Annotated in this window: 17 protein-coding genes; 4 read left to right on the top strand and 13 right to left on the bottom strand. The window is 49.9% G+C overall.

The features are described 5' to 3' along the window. Positions 1-4 precede the first annotated feature (4 nt). The 3 genes from G5S52_RS11430 to tldD all read left to right on the top strand — a co-directional run bounded on the left by G5S52_RS11430 (position 5) and on the right by tldD (position 6,229). Positions 5-3,880 (top strand): YhdP family protein, encoded by a 3,876-nt coding sequence (locus tag G5S52_RS11430; RefSeq protein ID WP_165013630.1) that lies wholly within the window; start codon positions 5-7, stop codon positions 3,878-3,880. Between the two features lie 3 nt (positions 3,881-3,883). Continuing rightward, entirely contained in the window at positions 3,884-4,702 is an 819-nt protein-coding gene (locus G5S52_RS11425; protein ID WP_165013628.1) for a carbon-nitrogen hydrolase family protein, read from the top strand. A gap of 81 nt (positions 4,703-4,783) precedes the next feature. Then, complete coding sequence (tldD, locus tag G5S52_RS11420) at positions 4,784-6,229, top strand: metalloprotease TldD (protein ID WP_165013626.1); 1,446 nt, start codon at positions 4,784-4,786, stop codon at positions 6,227-6,229. 42 nt (positions 6,230-6,271) lie between these two features. Here the strand turns inward: tldD and yjgA are convergent, their stop codons facing one another. Next, positions 6,272-6,802 (bottom strand): ribosome biogenesis factor YjgA, encoded by a 531-nt coding sequence (gene yjgA, locus G5S52_RS11415; RefSeq protein WP_165013623.1) that lies wholly within the window; start codon positions 6,800-6,802, stop codon positions 6,272-6,274. 137 nt (positions 6,803-6,939) lie between these two features. Between yjgA and pmbA the strand changes: the two genes are divergently transcribed. Then, entirely contained in the window at positions 6,940-8,280 is a 1,341-nt protein-coding gene (gene pmbA / locus G5S52_RS11410) for a metalloprotease PmbA (protein WP_165013621.1), read from the top strand. 80 nt (positions 8,281-8,360) lie between these two features. On the opposite strand, the gene G5S52_RS11405 is transcribed toward pmbA, so the two are convergent. The 12 genes from G5S52_RS11405 to G5S52_RS11350 all read right to left on the bottom strand — a co-directional run bounded on the left by G5S52_RS11405 (position 8,361) and on the right by G5S52_RS11350 (position 17,933). After that, complete coding sequence (locus G5S52_RS11405; protein WP_165013619.1) at positions 8,361-9,413, bottom strand: acyltransferase family protein; 1,053 nt, start codon at positions 9,411-9,413, stop codon at positions 8,361-8,363. 236 nt (positions 9,414-9,649) lie between these two features. Then, positions 9,650-11,017, bottom strand: a complete 1,368-nt coding sequence (gene mgtE, locus G5S52_RS11400; protein WP_165013618.1) for a magnesium transporter — start codon at positions 11,015-11,017, stop codon at positions 9,650-9,652. A 132-nt stretch (positions 11,018-11,149) separates the two neighbouring features. Continuing rightward, a complete protein-coding gene (locus G5S52_RS11395; protein WP_165013616.1) occupies positions 11,150-11,425 on the bottom strand; it encodes an HPr family phosphocarrier protein in 276 nt (91 codons plus the stop codon). Beyond that, positions 11,422-12,273, bottom strand: coding sequence for an RNase adapter RapZ (rapZ, locus tag G5S52_RS11390; protein WP_002537298.1), 852 nt, complete (start codon positions 12,271-12,273; stop codon positions 11,422-11,424). The genes G5S52_RS11395 and rapZ overlap by 4 nt, the downstream gene beginning before the upstream one ends. Before the next feature lie 20 nt (positions 12,274-12,293). Then, entirely contained in the window at positions 12,294-12,737 is a 444-nt protein-coding gene (gene ptsN / locus G5S52_RS11385; RefSeq protein WP_165013614.1) for a PTS IIA-like nitrogen regulatory protein PtsN, read from the bottom strand. A gap of 2 nt (positions 12,738-12,739) precedes the next feature. Beyond that, on the bottom strand, positions 12,740-13,027 hold the full coding sequence (gene hpf / locus G5S52_RS11380) for a ribosome hibernation promoting factor (protein ID WP_002537302.1): 288 nt from the start codon (positions 13,025-13,027) through the stop codon (positions 12,740-12,742). 26 nt (positions 13,028-13,053) lie between these two features. Then, positions 13,054-14,544: an RNA polymerase factor sigma-54 gene (locus G5S52_RS11375; RefSeq protein WP_165013611.1), complete on the bottom strand. Its 1,491-nt coding sequence runs from the start codon at positions 14,542-14,544 to the stop codon at positions 13,054-13,056. A 75-nt stretch (positions 14,545-14,619) separates the two neighbouring features. Continuing rightward, positions 14,620-15,345 carry an LPS export ABC transporter ATP-binding protein gene (gene lptB, locus G5S52_RS11370; protein WP_165013609.1) on the bottom strand — a complete coding sequence of 242 codons (726 nt, stop codon included), beginning with the start codon at positions 15,343-15,345 and terminating at the stop codon, positions 14,620-14,622. A gap of 6 nt (positions 15,346-15,351) precedes the next feature. Next, positions 15,352-15,861, bottom strand: a complete 510-nt coding sequence (gene lptA, locus G5S52_RS11365; protein ID WP_002537307.1) for a lipopolysaccharide transport periplasmic protein LptA — start codon at positions 15,859-15,861, stop codon at positions 15,352-15,354. After that, a complete protein-coding gene (gene lptC / locus G5S52_RS11360) occupies positions 15,842-16,408 on the bottom strand; it encodes an LPS export ABC transporter periplasmic protein LptC (protein ID WP_165013607.1) in 567 nt (188 codons plus the stop codon). Before lptC ends, lptA begins: the two co-directional genes overlap by 20 nt. After that, positions 16,405-16,962, bottom strand: a complete 558-nt coding sequence (gene kdsC, locus G5S52_RS11355) for a 3-deoxy-manno-octulosonate-8-phosphatase KdsC (protein WP_165013605.1) — start codon at positions 16,960-16,962, stop codon at positions 16,405-16,407. Before kdsC ends, lptC begins: the two co-directional genes overlap by 4 nt. Then, complete coding sequence (locus G5S52_RS11350; protein ID WP_438590720.1) at positions 16,962-17,933, bottom strand: KpsF/GutQ family sugar-phosphate isomerase; 972 nt, start codon at positions 17,931-17,933, stop codon at positions 16,962-16,964. Before G5S52_RS11350 ends, kdsC begins: the two co-directional genes overlap by 1 nt. Between the last annotated feature and the right edge of the window lie 4 nt (positions 17,934-17,937).

Here is a 17,937-nt window from a genome sequence, read left to right as displayed (position 1 = left end):
TTTCATGGCGAAATTTGCTCAACGCTTAGCAGTGACGGTGAAATGGCTACTCGTTGTTTTACTAGTGTGTGCTGCGGTATTTACCGCGGCCATGCGTGTTGTATTGCCCAACTTGGATGCGGCTAAAGCGCCGATACAGCGTTGGGCAAGTGATACCTCTGGCTTTACCATCGACTTTTCTACCTTCAAAGGGCACTGGCGTTATCTGGTGCCTTCTTTATCTTTGCACGATCTGACACTTTCTACTGAAACTTCCCATCTGGAAATTCTGACGGCTGAAAGCATCGACATGCAGTTCGATCTCTGGGCGACGTTACAGCGCCGGGAGCCGACGTTTTCCAATGTGACGATCACCGGGCTTAACGTCGATCTCACTCAGCTTCCGGAGCGGGACAACAAAAGTAATGAGAGTCTGAAATCTCAGCTGGAGCGTCTGTTTCTGGTCGGGCTGGGCCAGTTTGCTATTCACGACGCCAAAGTGACCCTGCTGTCGCCGTCTGACGAGCGTAAAACCATTGATATTAACTCTCTGCTTTGGGACAACCGCGCAGGGACTCACCATGTTCAAGGTGTGGTGAGTGTTCAGGGGACATCACTCAATAAGCTTGATGTTCAAGGGGTGTTTACTGAAAACAATGGGCTGGGCTCACTCGATGGTGAGTTTTACGTTAAGGCGGATGATGTCTCGCTGAAAAGCTGGATCAGCAAATTCGTTAACCCAGATGTGTCGCTGGCGACGGCTAAAGTCGGCGGCGAAGCGTGGCTGACAGTAGAAAAAGGCGAAGCCCGTTCTGCACTTATCAGTGTGAATAACAGTGATATCGCGTGGTTCCCGAATGCTCCAGTACTACAAAGCCAGGGCAGTAGTATGCAATCGGTCAATATTCAGCGCGGACAGCTTCTGGTTGAGCAGTCCGGCGATGGCTGGCATATCGCCACTGATAACTTCGCGATTAAAACCGATGGCAAACTCTGGCCAGAGCCGAACCTGCGAGCGGATATCAACGATGACGTTTGGCTGGTGAACCTTGGCTACTTTGACGTGCAGTTGTTGCTCCCCCTTCGAGAGTTGGTCGCGCTGCCCAAAGGGGTGGAAAACGCCATCAATGAATTGGCGCCGAAAGGCATGGCGCAGGATATTCGTATTGAGCAACAAAAAGGCGGTGAGGTTCACTACTCTGCAGTCTTGAAAAACGTTGGCTTCAAGCATTGGACCTACTTGCCGGAAGTGCACAAACTGGATTTGACCGTGGCAGGTGTGGGTCAAAACGGCAAGGTCACGCTGGCAATGACTGACGACATCCTGCCGTATGGAGACTTCTTTCAGGCACCGCTCAACATTGAACAGGGTAATGTGGTCGGCTACTGGCAGATGCATGAAGATAGCGTGACTATCTGGTCTGACAGCGTGGCTGTGCGCTCGCCCCATTTGGATGTGGTGGGCGAGTTCCGTCTGGATATCCCGTTTGATGACCGCAGTTCCTGGCTTGCGTTTTACGCCGAAGCCAGTTTGAACAATGCTGGGGAAACCTGGCGATACCTCCCTGCTTTAGCACTCGATGAAGAGCTCACTGATTATCTCTCCGCAGCGATTCGCGGAGGGCAGGCTGATCACGCCAAGCTGGTGTGGTATGGCGACTTTGAAACCTTCCCGTACCTCGAACATCAAGGCATTTTTCAGGCTTATGTGCCGCTCAAAAATGGGCAGTTCAGTTTTGATACCCAGTGGCCGACGCTGACAGATTTGGAACTGGATCTGCTGTTCCAAAACGATGCGCTGTATCTTGATGCGTCCAATGTCGGACTGATGGGGGCCCGTGGTTATGGTTTGAAAGGGGAAATCCCCTCTTTCAGCGATGACAACAGCGTGCTCTTGATTGACGCCAATATCGCCTCAAGTGGGGCTGATCTTCGTGACTATATGCTGGCAACACCGCTTGTCGATTCTGTCGGTGCTGCACTGACCCATGTCCAGGTTGATGGAAAGGTGAATGGAAAGATTTCACTGAACATTCCACTCAACGGGGATGATGTGTTGGCAAAAGGTCAGGCGTCATTGAAAAACAGCAAGGTCTCTATTGTCAGCCCTGAAATGACCTTTGAGAAAGTCAGCGGCACCATCAAATTTGATAATGATGTGGTGTGGGCGAAAAAGCTCAAAGCTAACTTATTGAAGCAGCCCATCAATATCGGGTTTAAAGGTGAAACCGAGTCCGATAACTATCTGGTTAACATTGATATTGATGGTAACTGGGAAGCAGACAAGCTGAAGGCTGCGTTGGATCAGCCAGACATGGCCTTCATTGAAGGGAAATCTGCATGGGACTTGAATGTTGGCATTGCTCTGAAAGATGTCGGCTTTACCTATGACGTGAAATTGGATGCCGATCTGACGACCCTAGATTTCAACTTGCCGTCTCCATTGGATAAGCCTTCCTTCATCAAAGGCCAGGGGAGCATGAAAGCCTCTGGCGATGCGCAAAGTCTGGTAGGGCAGGTCGAGCTGCCAAACGTGAAGTATCAAGCCAATATTGATATCAGTGGTGAGCTCCCAGTGGTGACCAAAAGCCGCACTGTGATTGGTGATGGGGAGCTTTCCCTGCAGCCACTGACGGGGAATGCGGTCAGTATTGATGTGCCTGTTCTGGATCTCCATGCCTGGAAAGATGTGGTGGCAAAAGCCGAAGCGGCGCATCGTGAATCGAAAGGCTCATTCCCTGTTGTTTTGCCCAATCCTTCACGACTTAACGTTAAAGCCGAACAGGTGAAGGCGGGAGAGCTGGTGTTCAATAACTTCTCGATGGCAGCGCGTAAGAAAAGCGACGGCTTTCATGTTTTGGTAGGCAGTGAAGAGTTGGCGGGTGACGCATGGTGGGATGAAGATAAATTTCTCACTGTCTCTATCGAGCACTTATTCCTCAATATCGACCTGGACAAAGAGAAGCAGGAAGAAGAGGGTGAACGCAAAGGTACCCGGTTAGCCAATGATGTCGACCGCGCTCTGATGCATTATATCCCTTCAACCGATTTGACAGTGAAAGAGCTTTGGCTGCAGGGATATCGCGTCGGCAAAGTGGAAACCCAGCTGCTTAAGCGCGGTCAAACCATCACCATGCCGAAGTTTTCTATCGACAGCGGTGGTACCCGTATTCGTGCCAATGGTGATTGGTCTATCTCCGAAAAAGGGTTTAACCATTCTGAATTGAGTTTCGACGTGTCCGCGAAAAACAGTAGCGATCTGATGGGACGCTTTGCCGTGACTGGCGGTATTCAGGACGCAACAGTGAAAACCTCTGGCGAACTCAGCTTTGACGGTGCGCCATGGTCGGTGAATGTTGAGACTCTGGACGGCATGCTCGAAACCAAAATCGAGGATGGTTACATCAGCGGTGTGGGTGGTGCAGGCCGATTGCTTGGTCTGTTCAGCCTGGATTCCATCTTGCGGAAAATGCAGCTCGACTTTACCGGTGTGTTTGAGGACGGTCTTGCTTTTGATGAGATCAGCGGCAGTGCCTCAATCACTAACGGGGTGATTGTCACGGATAATATCCAGATGAATGCGCTCGCAGGTGATATGTTTATTAGAGGGATAGCAAATCTTGCGAAAAATCAGGTTAATGCGGACGTTAGATTCGTGCCTGATTTGACCTCCGGGATTCCGGTTTTAACCGCATTTGCTGTCACCCCTCAAACCGCACTCTATGTATTGGCAGTCACCACAGTGCTTTCGCCAGTTGTAGACGCGTTCACACAGGTTCGATATCAGGTAACCGGGGCCATTGATGATCCCGTCGTCAGGGAAGTTTCGCGAAGTACAGGCGAAGTGACGTTACCTGAGCAGGCCACCAAGCGCTTGCGGGAACAGCAGAAGGAGCAATGAGTAATGACCAAATTTGGCGTCGTACAAATGAATTCAGGGATGGATCCCGAAGTAAATCTGGAAGTGCTGGAAGGGCAGCTGAAGCATCTGAAAGCGCAAGGGGCGCGATTGGTGCTGACGCCGGAAAACTGTCTGGTGTTTGGCACAAAGGAAGACTATGACAAGCACGCCGAGGTACTGGGTCATGGACCTTTGCAAAAGAAGCTTTCCCAGCTGGCATTTGATCTCGGTATTTGGCTGGTGATGGGTTCATTTCCCATCCGCAACAACGACGGTACCTTGAGCACAACCTGTCTGGTTTACGATGCCGCCGGTAACCTGCGCGCTTCCTATGAAAAGCTGCATATGTTTGATGTTGATATTGCCGACAATCACCGTAGCTACAGAGAGTCAGATACATTCAAGTCCGGCGACAACTTGGTGTTGGTCGATACACCGTTTGGCACGCTTGGGCTTTCTATTTGCTACGACGTCCGTTTCCCGCAGCTTTATTCAGCGCTTCGCCAGCGCGGTGCAGACATCATTGTCGTCCCAGCCGCATTTACGAAAGTCACGGGTGCGGCGCACTGGGAAGTGTTGCTGAGAGCCCGCGCGATTGAAACCCAATGCTGGGTGTTAGCCGCAGCGCAATGTGGCAGTCACCAAGGCGGACGTGAAACTTACGGCCATTCGATGATTGTTGACCCGTGGGGACAAGTGGTCACAGGTCTGAACGAGCAGATTGGCACGGCATGGGCTGATGTCGATTTGGCGTCTAACAGCGCAATCCGGAGCAAAATGCCTGTCATGCAGCATGCCCGGTTGCAATGCGCGATGAAATAGCGCAGTCTCGAACCCATATCTCTCCCGCAATACACTGGATTGCGGGACATTCCTTTTTTAGCGCTAAAGAGCAGTTTATTCATGAGCCTGGAACACGTGGAAGAAACCATGCTGCACCTTTCCGGTGTCAGTAAAAGTCAATTAAGCCAAACGCTTGAGCATTTGGCGGCAAGAAACATCGACTATGGTGATGTTTACTTCCAGTCGTGCTGGCACGAATCGCTGGTACTTGAAGATTCCATCATCAAGGATGGCTCATTTAACATTGATCGCGGTGTTGGCGTCCGTGCCATTACGGGTGAGAAAACCGGCTTTGCTTATTCAGACCAGATCAATGCTGATGCCTTGATGCAAAGCGCGACCGCGGCACGCGGAATCGCAGACAAAGGCGGAAAGCTAAAAGTGTCTGCGTTTGCTTCGCGCCAATACCCAATGATTTATCAGGCGATTGATCCGCTGCAAAGCATGTCCAAAGAGGAAAAAATCGCACTGCTTAAAGAAGTCGATGCTTATGTCCGTGCCAAAGAGCCTCTGGTGCAGGAAGTATCAGTCAGCATTGTAGGTGTGTATGAGCAGGTATTGATTGCAGCAACCGATGGCACTTATGCTGCGGATGTTCGCCCTCTGGTCCGTTTTTCTGTCAGCGTACTGGTGGAAAAAGACGGCCGCCGTGAGCGCGGCTCTGCCGGTGGTGGTGGTCGCTTTGCCTATACCTACTTCACCTCAGAAGAAGACGGTAAATCCGTTGCGATGAATTATGCCGATGAAGCAGTTAGACAGGCGCTGGTGAATCTTCATGCCAAAGGTGCACCTGCAGGTACCATGCCTGTGGTACTGGGCGCAGGTTGGCCAGGGGTCTTATTACACGAAGCGGTAGGTCATGGCCTTGAAGGTGATTTCAACCGTAAAGAGTCGTCAGTGTTTACCGGCCAGATTGGTGAACAGGTGACTTCACCACTTTGTACCATCGTGGATGACGGCACCTTACAAGATCGCCGTGGCTCGCTGAATATTGATGATGAAGGGGTGCCGGGACAGTACAACGTGCTGATTGAAAACGGCATCTTGAAAGGTTACATGCAGGATAAGCATAATGCTCACCTGATGGGTGTGGCGCCAACGGGTAACGGCCGTCGTGAGTCTTACGCACATTTGCCAATGCCACGTATGACCAACACTTATATGCTGGCAGGTGAAAGCACGCCGGAAGACATCATCAGTAGCGTGGAATATGGATTGTATGCCCCTAACTTTGGCGGCGGTCAGGTGGATATCACCTCTGGCAAATTCGTGTTCTCTACCAGTGAGGCCTACCTCATCGAAAACGGTAAAGTGACGACGCCAGTAAAAGGCGCGACCCTTATTGGCAGTGGTATTGAAGCCATGCAGCAGGTCTCTATGGTCGGTAACGACCTGAAGCTGGACCGTGGTGTTGGTGTATGTGGTAAAGCCGGCCAAAGTGTGGCGGTTGGTGTGGGTCAACCTACCTTGAAACTGGACGCGATGACGGTAGGTGGCACGGAATAATTGCTGCCGCTAAATGCAAAAAGCCGGGTGACCCCGGCTTTTTTAGTCTTCCGACTCTGCTTTCAGCGTTTTCAGCATCTGGAAGATTTCGCGGTAAGCTTTTGGCGGCTTGTTACCTTCCTGCTCTTTCTTCGCCTGACGGGCTAGTTGACGCAGTTTCTGACGGTCAGCACTTGGGTACTGTGCCACGACATCGTTAATGGCAGCATCACCTTCTGCGACGACGCGATCACGAAGCTTTTCCATTTTGTGCAGCTCAATCGACTGTTGGCTGTGCTTATTGCGCAGTAAATCCAACGCCGCCTGAATAGGTTCAGGATCGCGGGCGCGCATCAGTTTGCCGATATACTGCATTTGACGGCGCTTGGCTTCTTTGTCAAAGCGTTGCGCGTCAGAAATGGCTGCACGCAAATCGTCGTCCAGCGGAAACTTTGCCAATACAGAAGGTTTTAAAGCAACCAGCTCTTCGCCCAGCTTCTGCAGTTCTTCCATGTCACGTTTCATTTCGGTCTTGCTGACCCAAATGATCTCTTCTTCCTCTTCCCAAGGCTCACGTTTGTTCTTACGGCCCATAATTCTTCCCGAGGTTGTTTGACGGTTTCGATAACGGCGTATCTTATCAAGAATGTCGAATTTTGCTGGTGTTTTTTAAGCATTGCGGCCCTTTCGAGTGGTATGCTTATCAGCAACACTCATTAATTTAAGACCTTATGGACGTGAAACAACAGGTTGCTCAGCAACGTACTGAGCTGGAAGCGGCGGTAACCCGTGCGCTGGAGTTGGCGGGCAAGAAAGCGGATGCGGCAGAGGTGGCAATCACCAAAACCACAGGCATCAGTGTATCGACCCGCATGTGCGAAGTGGAAAACGTCGAGTTCAACAGCGATGGCGCGCTGGGCATTACCGTTTATCGCGGCAACCGTAAGGGCAGTGCTTCAACCTCTGATTTATCTGAAAAGGCGATAGCTCAAACCGTTGAAGCGGCTTTGGATATCGCCAACTATACCTCAGAAGATCCGTTTTCAGGCCCTGGCCCGAAAGAGCTGATGGCGTTTGACTATCCGGATTTGGATCTGTTCCACCCAGATGAGCCAGAGCCGGATCACGCGGCAGAAAAGGCGATTGCTGCTGAGCGTGCTGCGCTGGATTACGACAAGCGTATCAAGTTCAGCGATGGCGCGAGCTATGACAGCCACTACGGTGTGCGCGTTTACGGTAACAGCCATGGCATGCTGGGTAGCTATGCCTCCAGTCGTCACAGCATCAGCTGCAGCGTGATTGCTGAAGACAGCAAAGGTATGGAGCGTGATTACAGCTATACCGTTTCCCGCGACAAAGATGAGTTGTGGGGACCGGAAAAAGTGGGTATTGAGGCAGCTAAGCGCACTCTCTCCCGCATGGAACCGCGTCGCTTGGCAACAGGGCAGTTCCCGGTGATGTTTGCTGCGGATGTGGCAACCGGCTTGCTTGGTCATTTGGTGATGGGTATCAGCGGTTCGAATCTCTACCGTAAATCTTCCTTCCTGCTGGATAAGCTGGGTCATCAGATACTGCCTGATTGGTTTGAGGTCAACGAGCGTCCGCACATTTTGAAAGGCATGGCGAGCGCACCGTTTGACAGCGAAGGTCTGGTGACTCGCGATTTGGATATCATCAAAGATGGTGAGCTACAAACCTATCTGGCAACCAGTTATGCGGCACGTAAGCTGAACATGCAGCCGACAGGCCACGCTGGTGGTATTCATAATTGGTTTGTGAAGAACACTGGCCAGTCGTTTGAACAGATGCTGAAAGAATTGGGAACGGGTCTTTTGGTGACAGAGTTGATGGGCCAAGGCGTTAACATCGTCACGGGTGACTATTCGCGTGGCGCAGCGGGCTTCTGGGTCAAAAACGGTGAAATCCAGTATCCTGTTAGTGAAATCACGATTGCGGGCAACTTGGCTGATATGTATAAGCAGATTGTGGCGGTTGGCGCAGATACGGAGTTCCGTAGCCAAATCCAGACTGGCTCAATTCTTATAGAGTCGATGAAAGTGGGTGGTGAGTAAGCTCAACACTTAGCTTATCCTGACGACTAAATGAAAAAGCCACCTGCGATAAGGTGGCTTTTTTCGGTTCTATCTGAGTGCTAGTAGCCAATGATATAGCGGGATTTCACTTTTCCTGTCAGGAGTTTGTTCAGGGCAACGGCTATCAACATACTGAGTGCAATGACGACAAAACAGGTCACTAGATAGTAAGGAATATTGGTCGATTCCGGGTGATCCAAAAACGGAAGCCTTTTAATGGTGGTTAACACCCAAGGGTGGATAAAGAAAATTGCAAAACTGGTATCAGATATCAGGTCCGTTAATTTAGTTTTGAATACGAAGGTTTCCAGCAAGAAATAAAGCCCAATAGATAAAAACATTTTCTGAATAAACATGATGTCAATACCACCATATTCAAAAATACTCTTTGAGTAACTTCCTTCGTGCCCTTGAATGTATTGATAGAATGCTAAGAGCAAAGCAAAAGAAAGGAATATTGATGCCTTTGTCCCACAGTTCTTGTTAATTTCCTCTCTATAAAGAGAAATGTATATCCCAACCAAATAGAAAGGTGTGAAATATACCAGCATCTGTATTGGGTTTATGTTTTCATATGAACGATGCAAGAAAATAGAAATAACAGAAAATAAGGCTATGAGGACTACCTGTGTACGCTTGGGTAGCTCAATAAATTTAAAATGAAGAGGAGAAACCAGGAATAATAGAATCGCAAAAGGAATATACCAATAGGCGGTTAGCATTCTCCCCGTTAAGTAATATTTAATGGTTGTTGAGAAAGCACTGTCATCAGGAGAGAAAAATACAATTCTATAATAGTCTGCATCAGGAGCGAAGAAACCAGATTTAATAACATAAACCAGAGGGATAGCGAGTGAAGTAAGAATCAAATAAGGAACAATGATCCTCTCAAACTTCCCTTTCATAAAGGATTTATATTGATATCTCTTATAGAAAATATGATGGAACATATAGCCTGAGATAAAAACGAAAAGTGCAGTGCCGCCAGTGAGAATATTCTTAAGGACAGAAACGAATCCGGTTGTATCTTCAAAGCCGTAAACATAAGAATGGCTCATAACAATAGCGATAATAGCCACGGCTCTGTAATTGTGGATCGATTGCAAGAACATTATAAACTCCTGTGCTAATATTCCAGCTGCATATTTTACTTTTGTTATGTTAAGAATAGTGTCTAACTTTTGATTGTCGAGAAAAAAATCAACAGTATGAAGTTTCGATGACTTTTTCATTTACAAAAGTAGGGGGAATGTGTTTTTGGGGTGGGTGTCGATGTAGGAATGTGACTTTTTCTACGAAAAAACCTCCCGAAGGAGGTTTTGTTATATTGGTGTTAAATTTAATGCTATTAAACTAAAAATAGGGTGGCTAGGCCCAAGAAAACAGAAAGACCAACCATGTCGGTGATGGTAGTCAGCGCCATACCGCCAGCCAGTGCGGGGTCAACTTTCATCTTCTTGAGCAATATCGGGACTGTCACACCCGCAACACCGGCAACCACTAGATTGGTCAGCATGGCTGCAGCAATGATACCGCCCAACATTAAGTTGCCTTTCCAAAGTACTACAACACCGCCAATGATACAGGCCCAAATAACGCCGTTCAGTAAACCAACCAATGCCTCTTTGTTCAGAAGCCAGCGGGTGTTGGAATCACCAATATGGCCAACAGCGAGACCACGAATGACTAGGGCAACAGTCTGGTTACCTGCAACACCGCCCATGGAAGGGACGATGGTCATCAATACTGCAATGGCTGCCATCTGATCGAGAGTGTTTTCGAAAAGGTTTGATACAGAAGCAGCAGCAAGCGCGGCAAGCACGTTAGCTCCCAGCCAGATACTGCGGCTGCGGGCTGATTTCAACACAGGTGCGAAGGTGTCTTCTTCGTCATCCAGACCCGCCATACTCATCATTGAGTGCTCTGCATCTTCACGGATGATATCAACCACGTCATCAATGGTGATACGACCGACAAGCTGATGCTCTTCATCGACAACTGGCGCAGATACCCAGTTGCGGCGCTCAAACAGGCTGGCAACGTCGCTGTCACTCATGTCGACGGGAATCGCATCATCCACGTCTTCCATTACTTCCAACACCTCAGTGTCAGGCTGGGAGGTGAGCAATGTGGTGATAGGCAGCTCACCGATCAGTCGACTGTTTTCATCAACGACATAAAGGGCATCGGTGGCTTCCGGCAGTTCACCGCGCATACGCAGATAGCGCAATACGACGTCAACGGTGACATCCGAGCGGATGGTCACCACGTCGATGTTCATCATCCCACCGGCAGTTTCTTCAGGATAAGCGAGCGCCTGTTCAACGCGTGCTCGGTCCTGCGCGTCCATCTGCGATAGAACGTCCTGGGAGACGTTATCAGGCAGACTTCGAAGCAGGTAAGCCACGTCGTCGGTGTCCATGCCTTCTGTCGCAGCGGCAAGCTGCTCAGGCTGCATTCGCACCATGATGCCGTCTTTCACATCCTCAGAAAGCTCTTCGAGGATCTCGCCTTGCTCTTCAGGATCGGTCAACTGCCAAAGAACCAGACGGCTCTTCGGTGGAGATGCTTCCAGTAGGTGCGCAATATCCTCGGGCTCCATGTCTTCGAGCATGCGACGGACATGAACAAACATGCCGTTTTCGAGGGCGCGACTGACTTCCTGCAGCGTTTGGTGCGTTTGGCTAGGTTGTTCTACTTCGTAATTCTCTGCCATGGGAGTGTCCGTATGACGGCGGGTGACGCAATGACATGAATATTAACGCAAACAACCAAAGCTGTCTTTGGCGTTTAAGAAGGAAAAGAGTGGGAAATGAGAAAATGTTTCTGTGGGAACGAAGGAGAAGGGTTAGTTCTCCTCGTCAAAGCCTGCTTCAATGAGCGCAGTAATGGCATCAAAAGCCTGCTGCGCTTCGGAACCCTCTGCTGAAACTGTGATTTGTTCGCCCTGACTGGAGTCAAGAAGAAGAATGCCCATCACGCTGTCTGCGGTGACGGTTTGTTCATCTTTGGTCAACATCACCTGTGCATCAAAGCTTTGTGCTAATTCGACCAGTTTAACCGCAGCTCGGGCATGCAGCCCTAAACGGTTGCGGATCAATACGTCCTTTCTGAGTCGACTCATACTTGTCCTTCGAGAGTGCGGTGGCGGACTTGAACCTGGTGGCCTGTCGCGGCGAAGTAATCGGCAAGGTATTGCGCGATATACACTGAACGGTGCTGACCGCCGGTACAGCCGATAGCAACCGTCAGGTAGCTACGGTTATTGTTTTCCAGCGCGGGAAGCCAGGACTCAAGGAAACTTTTGACTTGCGCAATCAGCATGGCGACGTCCTGCTCGCCTGCGAGGAACATTTTCACCGGCTCATCGAGACCCGTAAGTGGACGCAACGCTGGTTCCCAATGTGGATTAGGCAAGAACCGGACATCAAACACATAATCCGCATCAGACGGCAGGCCATGCTTGAAACCAAAAGATTCAAACACCATCACCAAATCACGATTGGTACGGCCCAGTACCAATGAGCGAACGGCTTCACTTAAATCATGCACTGAGTGTTTAGAGGTGTTGATGACTTTGTCGGCGCGCTCTTTAAGTGGAGTCAGCAGTTGCTTTTCACGCTCAATAGCTTGTTCGAGAGAGAGGTTATCGCGGCTCAAAGGATGAAGGCGCCGGGTCTCACTGAAACGTTTAACGAGCTCTGAGTCGTCAGCATCGAGAAAGAAAATATCAATGTCGACGTCGTTTGGCAGCTTCGCCAGCGTCTGCGCAATTTCGTCGGGATCGGCTGGCATATTGCGGATATCGATACTGACAGCGATGAGGCTGTCCTGATCGTTCTGCGCGGCGATAAACTGCGGCAGTAAGTTAACTGGAAGGTTATCAACGCAGTAATAGCCCAGATCCTCCAGTACGCGAAGCGCAACGGACTTTCCGGAGCCTGAACGGCCGCTGACAATTTTAAGCTGCATGATGCGCGTCCCTGAACTGCTTATCCTGTAATTATATCGTAGAGCTCTTGATCAGAGCTTGCATGGCGAAGTTGGCGGCAAACCTGCTTGTCACCGAGCTTCTGAGCAATCAATGAAAGTGTTTTGAGGTGCTCCTTACACTGGTCATCCGGTACCAGCAGGGCAAACAGCAGATCAACAGGTTGGTTGTCGATAGCATCAAACTCGATAGGCTCTGCGCACTGGACCAGCACACCAACGGCATGGTCACTGTTGAAGATACGGCCATGGGGAATGGCAATTCCATTTCCGATGCCCGTACTGCCCATTTTCTCTCGGCCAAGCATACACTCGAACAGCTTTTGCGGGTTTTGATCCAATTGGCTGGCAGCCAGTTCGCTAATCACTTCAAGTGCACGTTTCTTACTTGAACAAAGGACTGCACTTTTGGTGCAGTCCAATTTGAGTACGTCTTTGAGTTCCATGATTAATGGTGGTTCATCTTTTCTTTGTGTTTGGTTAACTGTTTAATCAGCTTATCGGTCAGCGAATCGATCGCCGCATACATGTTTTCTGAGTCGGCTTTTGCGTGAATTTCGCCGTTATTCACATGCAGGGTCGCTTCGGCAATCTGCTGCAGTTTTTCGACGTTAAGCACTACATGAACGTTATTGATGTGATCAAAAAAGCGCTCAAGCTTATCAAACTTGGTTGTCACGTAGTCTCGCAGAGCGTCGGTAATTTCAACGTGGTGACCGGTGAGATTGATTTGCATAAACATCTTCCTTTTGGTTGAGACGCCTAGATAAGGCGCTTGCGCTGATTGGACGGTGCAATACCCAGAGACTCACGATATTTTGCTATCGTTCGTCGCGCGACCTGGATCCCTTGCTCCGCCAGCAGTGTGGCAATCTTGCTGTCGCTGAGTGGTTTGGCCGGATTTTCAGCCGCCACCAATTTTTTCACCAGCGCGCGGATTGCCGTAGAGCTGCATTCACCGCCATTGTCTGTGCTGACATGGCTTGAGAAGAAGTATTTCAATTCAAATATGCCACGAGGTGTGTGCATATATTTCTGTGTGGTAACACGGGAGATGGTGGACTCATGCATGTCCACGGCCAGCGCGATGTCGTTCAGAACCATCGGCTTCATGGCTTCCTCGCCGTATTCGAAGAAATCCTGTTGATGCTCAACAATACAACGCGCCACTTTCAGGAGTGTTTCGTTGCGACTTTCGAGACTTTTGATCAGCCACTTGGCGTCTTGCAAATGACTGCGGATAAATTGGCTGTCTGCAGCGCTGCAACCGTTTTTGGTGAGTGCAGCATACTGCTGATTAACCTTTAGGCGCGGCACGGCATCCGGGTTGATTTGCACCACCCACTTGCCACGGTCTTTAAACACGGAAACGTCAGGAATCACGTATTCCGCTTCATTGGTAACGATGAGGTTACCCGGACGTGGCTCCAGACTATGGATAAGACGCATCACTTCTTTGAGTTCAGGCTCGCGAAGCTTGGTGTCTTTCATTAATTGGCGATAGTCGCGGTTCGCGAGCAGGTTCATGTGCTCACGAAGTACCATTCTTGCCTCTGCCAGCCAAGGCGTGTCTTCGGCAAACGCAGCCAGTTGGATCAGCAAACACTCTTGAAGGGATCGGGAAGCGACACCCAACGGGTCGAACTGCTGAACACGTTTGAGCACGGCTTCGACTTCATCGAGTTCCACTTCACCTTCTTCTGCACCAAGGCTTTCGAGAATATCTTCCGCAGAAACGGTGAGGTAGCCTTTGTCGTCTACCGCATCAATGATGGCGGTAGCAATGGCGAGGTCGACTTCGGTAAATGGGGTGAGTTGGAGCTGCCAGTTGAGGTAATCGTAGAGGGTTTCGGTGGTTTCGCCTTGATAGACTGGTGTGTCATCACCGATGGAAATGCCTGTGCTGCCAGTATTGGCACTATAGAAATCATCCCAGGTGGTGTCGACAGGTAAGTCGTCATGCATTTCCTGCTGACCCATGGCATCAGAGCTGTCCATGGTGTCAGGGCCTTCTGTTTCAGACTCTGACGCGGAGGCGCTGACTTTTTCTTCACCCTCAAACTCCTGCGCGCTATCGCCGTCGATATTGTTATCGGCGTTTTCGTCTTGCTCGAGGAGTGGATTAGCTTCCAGCGCTTCCTGGATCTCCTGTTGCAAATCAAGCGTCGACAGCTGAAGCAGGCGAATTGCCTGTTGCAGCTGGGGCGTCATTGCAAGTTGTTGGCCAAGCTTGAGCTGAAGCGAGGGTTTCATAGTTATACTGGCACCTTTCCTTTTATCTATTATCAGTGCATATACAGGAGCGATTCGCCAACCGTTCTCCTATAACTATAGCCTGAACTGGTCTCCGAGATAGACTCGTTTTACGTGCTCGTCGTTGAGCACTTCATCAGGTGTGCCGTGGGCAATCAAGTGCCCTTGGCTAACAATATAGGCGTGTTCACAAACACTGAGTGTCTCACGTACGTTGTGATCGGTGATTAATACCCCAAGACCGCGATCGCGAAGATGCTCAATGATCTTCTTAATGTCGATAACCGAGATAGGGTCTACGCCTGCAAACGGCTCATCAAGCAGAATAAATTTTGGATTTGCTGCCAATGCACGTGCGATTTCCACGCGGCGGCGCTCACCACCAGACAATGCCATACCCATGCTGTTACGAATGTGCTGGATGTTAAACTCTTCCAGCAAGTCTTCCGCTTTGTCCTGACGCTCTTCTTTGGTCAAATCCGAACGGGTTTGCAATACGGCCATCAGGTTATCGTAAACGCTGAGTTTGCGGAAAATAGACGCTTCTTGGGGCAGATAACCAATACCCATGCGGGAACGATTGTGCATCGGCTGGATACTGATATCCAAATCGTCGATTTTGATAATGCCTTCATCGCGCGCAACCAGACCAACAATCATATAGAAAGAGGTGGTTTTACCGGCGCCGTTTGGGCCAAGCAATCCGACAATTTCGCCGGACTTCACTTCAAGACTAACATCAGTAACAACCTTACGGCCGTTATAGCTTTTAGCGAGATTTTTAGCGGTGAGAATGGCCATGCAGAGTTAGTTCTTCTCTTGTTTTGACTGTGGCTGCAACACGGTAGTGACGCGACTGCTGTCATCACTTTCTGCAACCAGCAATTGTTTGTCGATGTTGTAGGTGATCTTCTGGCCTTCTACCTGGTTACCACCTTCCTGAGTCAACACGGCATTGCGCTTCATGGTCAGGAAGCTTTTGCCGGTTTCGTAACGAAGGTCGAACGCTTCACCATTGATTTTTTTACCATCATCCATGGTCTGTTCGAAAGTGGCCGGCTTACCGTAGGCATCGATCACTTCCACACCTTCCTCGCCACTAGGGCGGGTCACGACAACTTTGTCAGCATTCAGACGGATAGAGCCCTGACGCAGATAAACATTGCCCGTGAAAATCACGGTGTTTGTGTTTAGGTCGAGGTTTTGCGAGTCGGAATCAATATAGATTGGCTGCTCGGAATCTGTTGACAGCGCCATCGCAGTGCCTGACAACAGCATCAATACCATGGCAAAAAATTTAGTTCTTTTGTTGTTCATACCTGCTCTTCACTTGGTCAATCAGTTCCATTTGGTGGGAGCCAAAATTGCCTTTTACTCTCTCGCCACGGGTTTGCAGACCCACACCGGTAATTTCGGTTTCGGTATCTGACCAGAAATCTCGGGTGACGAGATCCAAAGTAAGCTCTTCGGTAGTGACGACTTTGATTTGAGCGTCTGGTAACAGGTTAAAGATCCTGACCCGACCCGTCATCACCAGGGTTTTTGTATCTTCAAGAACCGCAAACTCGGAACTGACACGCCACTCTTCCTCTTCCCCGTTACTATATGTCCAAAGTACGGGCTCGTTAAAGTGGGTCTCGTCGAGTTGCTGATAGTTCTCTACGTGCACAGATTCAATGCGGTAGCTTCGAGTCCCTTGCATGTTGTATGTGGTGGAGTTGATGTTATCCGCCGTAAACAGGGGCTTTTCAGCATCCGGTGCAACTTGTACCTCTGCTTCCCAGTAATGCTGGGTTAGCAGGTAGTACCCGGCATAACCACAGACGGCGAGAAGGGCAACGATACCAAGGCGTTGCAACATCATATACTGAGTCCTTTATGCGCATCGAGTTCCCCGCGCGCCTCAAGAATCAAATCACAAACTTCACGCACGGCACCGTAACCACCCGGCGTACGGGTGACCAAATCTGCGCGTTTAGCCAAAAGGGGATGGCCGTCATTCACACAAACAGACAGGCCGACCTGAGACATGACCGCCCAGTCGATAAGATCGTCACCGATGTAGGCCGTTTGCTCTGCAGGCACGCCTAAGCGGTTGACGAGATCTTGATACGCAGAGGCTTTGTCATCCTGACCCTGATAGATATGCTGGATGCCCAAAGCGCCCATACGACGTTCAACGATGGCCGATTTACGGCCAGTAATGATGGCGATTTCGACACCGGCATTCATCAGCGATTTTACGCCGTAGCCGTCACGGGTATGGAAGGCTTTCAGCTCTTCACCATCATTACCCATGTAAATGCGGCCATCTGAGAACACACCGTCCACATCGCAAATCAGCAATTTGATGTCACGGGCTCGTTCCACTAATTCAGTAGATACAGGGCCATACAGGGTTTGAGTCATGGGTTGCATTACATCACTCCAGCTTTCAGCAGATCGTGCATATTCAGTGCGCCAATCAGCTTGTCATTATCTGTGACCAGCAATCCGTTGATTTTCTTCTCTTCCATTAGCTTCAGGCCTTCAGCGGCCAGTACATCTGGGCCAATCAGTGTTGGTTTTTTGCCCATCACTTCGCCGATCTCGGTGGTATGGACGTCGATACGCTGATCCAGCAGTCGGCGCAGATCGCCATCGGTGAAAATACCCAGCACCGCGTCGCTGTCGTCAACAACTGCGGTCATGCCAAGGCCTTTGGCAGACATTTCTAAAAGCGCATCACGGATGGAGTTGTTTGGCGCGACTTTTGGCAGTTTGTCGCCGGAATGCATCACATCAACAATACGCATCAATAGCTTGCGACCCAATGCGCCGCCCGGGTGGGACAGGGCAAAATCGTCGGCTGTAAAGCCTTTGGCTTGCATCAGTGCTACCGCCAGCGCATCACCCATGACGAGGGTTGCAGTGGTGCTGGAAGTCGGAGCAAGTCCAATCGGGCAGGCTTCTTTTGGCACTTTGATGCAAAGGTTGATTTGCGCCAGTCGCGCCATGGTTGAAGAAGGATTGCTCGTCATAGTGATGAGCGTGATACCGCGTCGTTTCACCACTGGCAGCAGTGTGATGATTTCCGAGGCTTCACCGGAATTTGAAATCGCCAGAACCACATCCCCTTTTTCAATCATGCCCAGATCGCCATGGCTGGCTTCACCTGGGTGAACAAAGAAAGAGGGAGTACCAGTACTTGCCAATGTCGCAGCAATCTTGTTACCAATGTGGCCGGATTTCCCCATGCCCATCACAACGACTTTTCCTTTGGCTTCAAGAATAAGCTTGCAGGCGTTATCAAAGTCTTCATTGATGTACTGCTCAAGCTGGACGATGGCGTCCAACTCTGTTTTCAGTGTTGCAATGCCTGCCTGGCGAAAATCAAAAGTCATAGTCAGTCCG

The sequence above is a fragment of the Grimontia sedimenti genome (assembly GCF_011045095.1).
GTDB lineage: Bacteria > Pseudomonadota > Gammaproteobacteria > Enterobacterales > Vibrionaceae > Enterovibrio > Enterovibrio sedimenti.
Note: the sequence above shows the minus strand (reverse complement) of the source record. Positions and strands in the feature narration are given on the sequence as shown.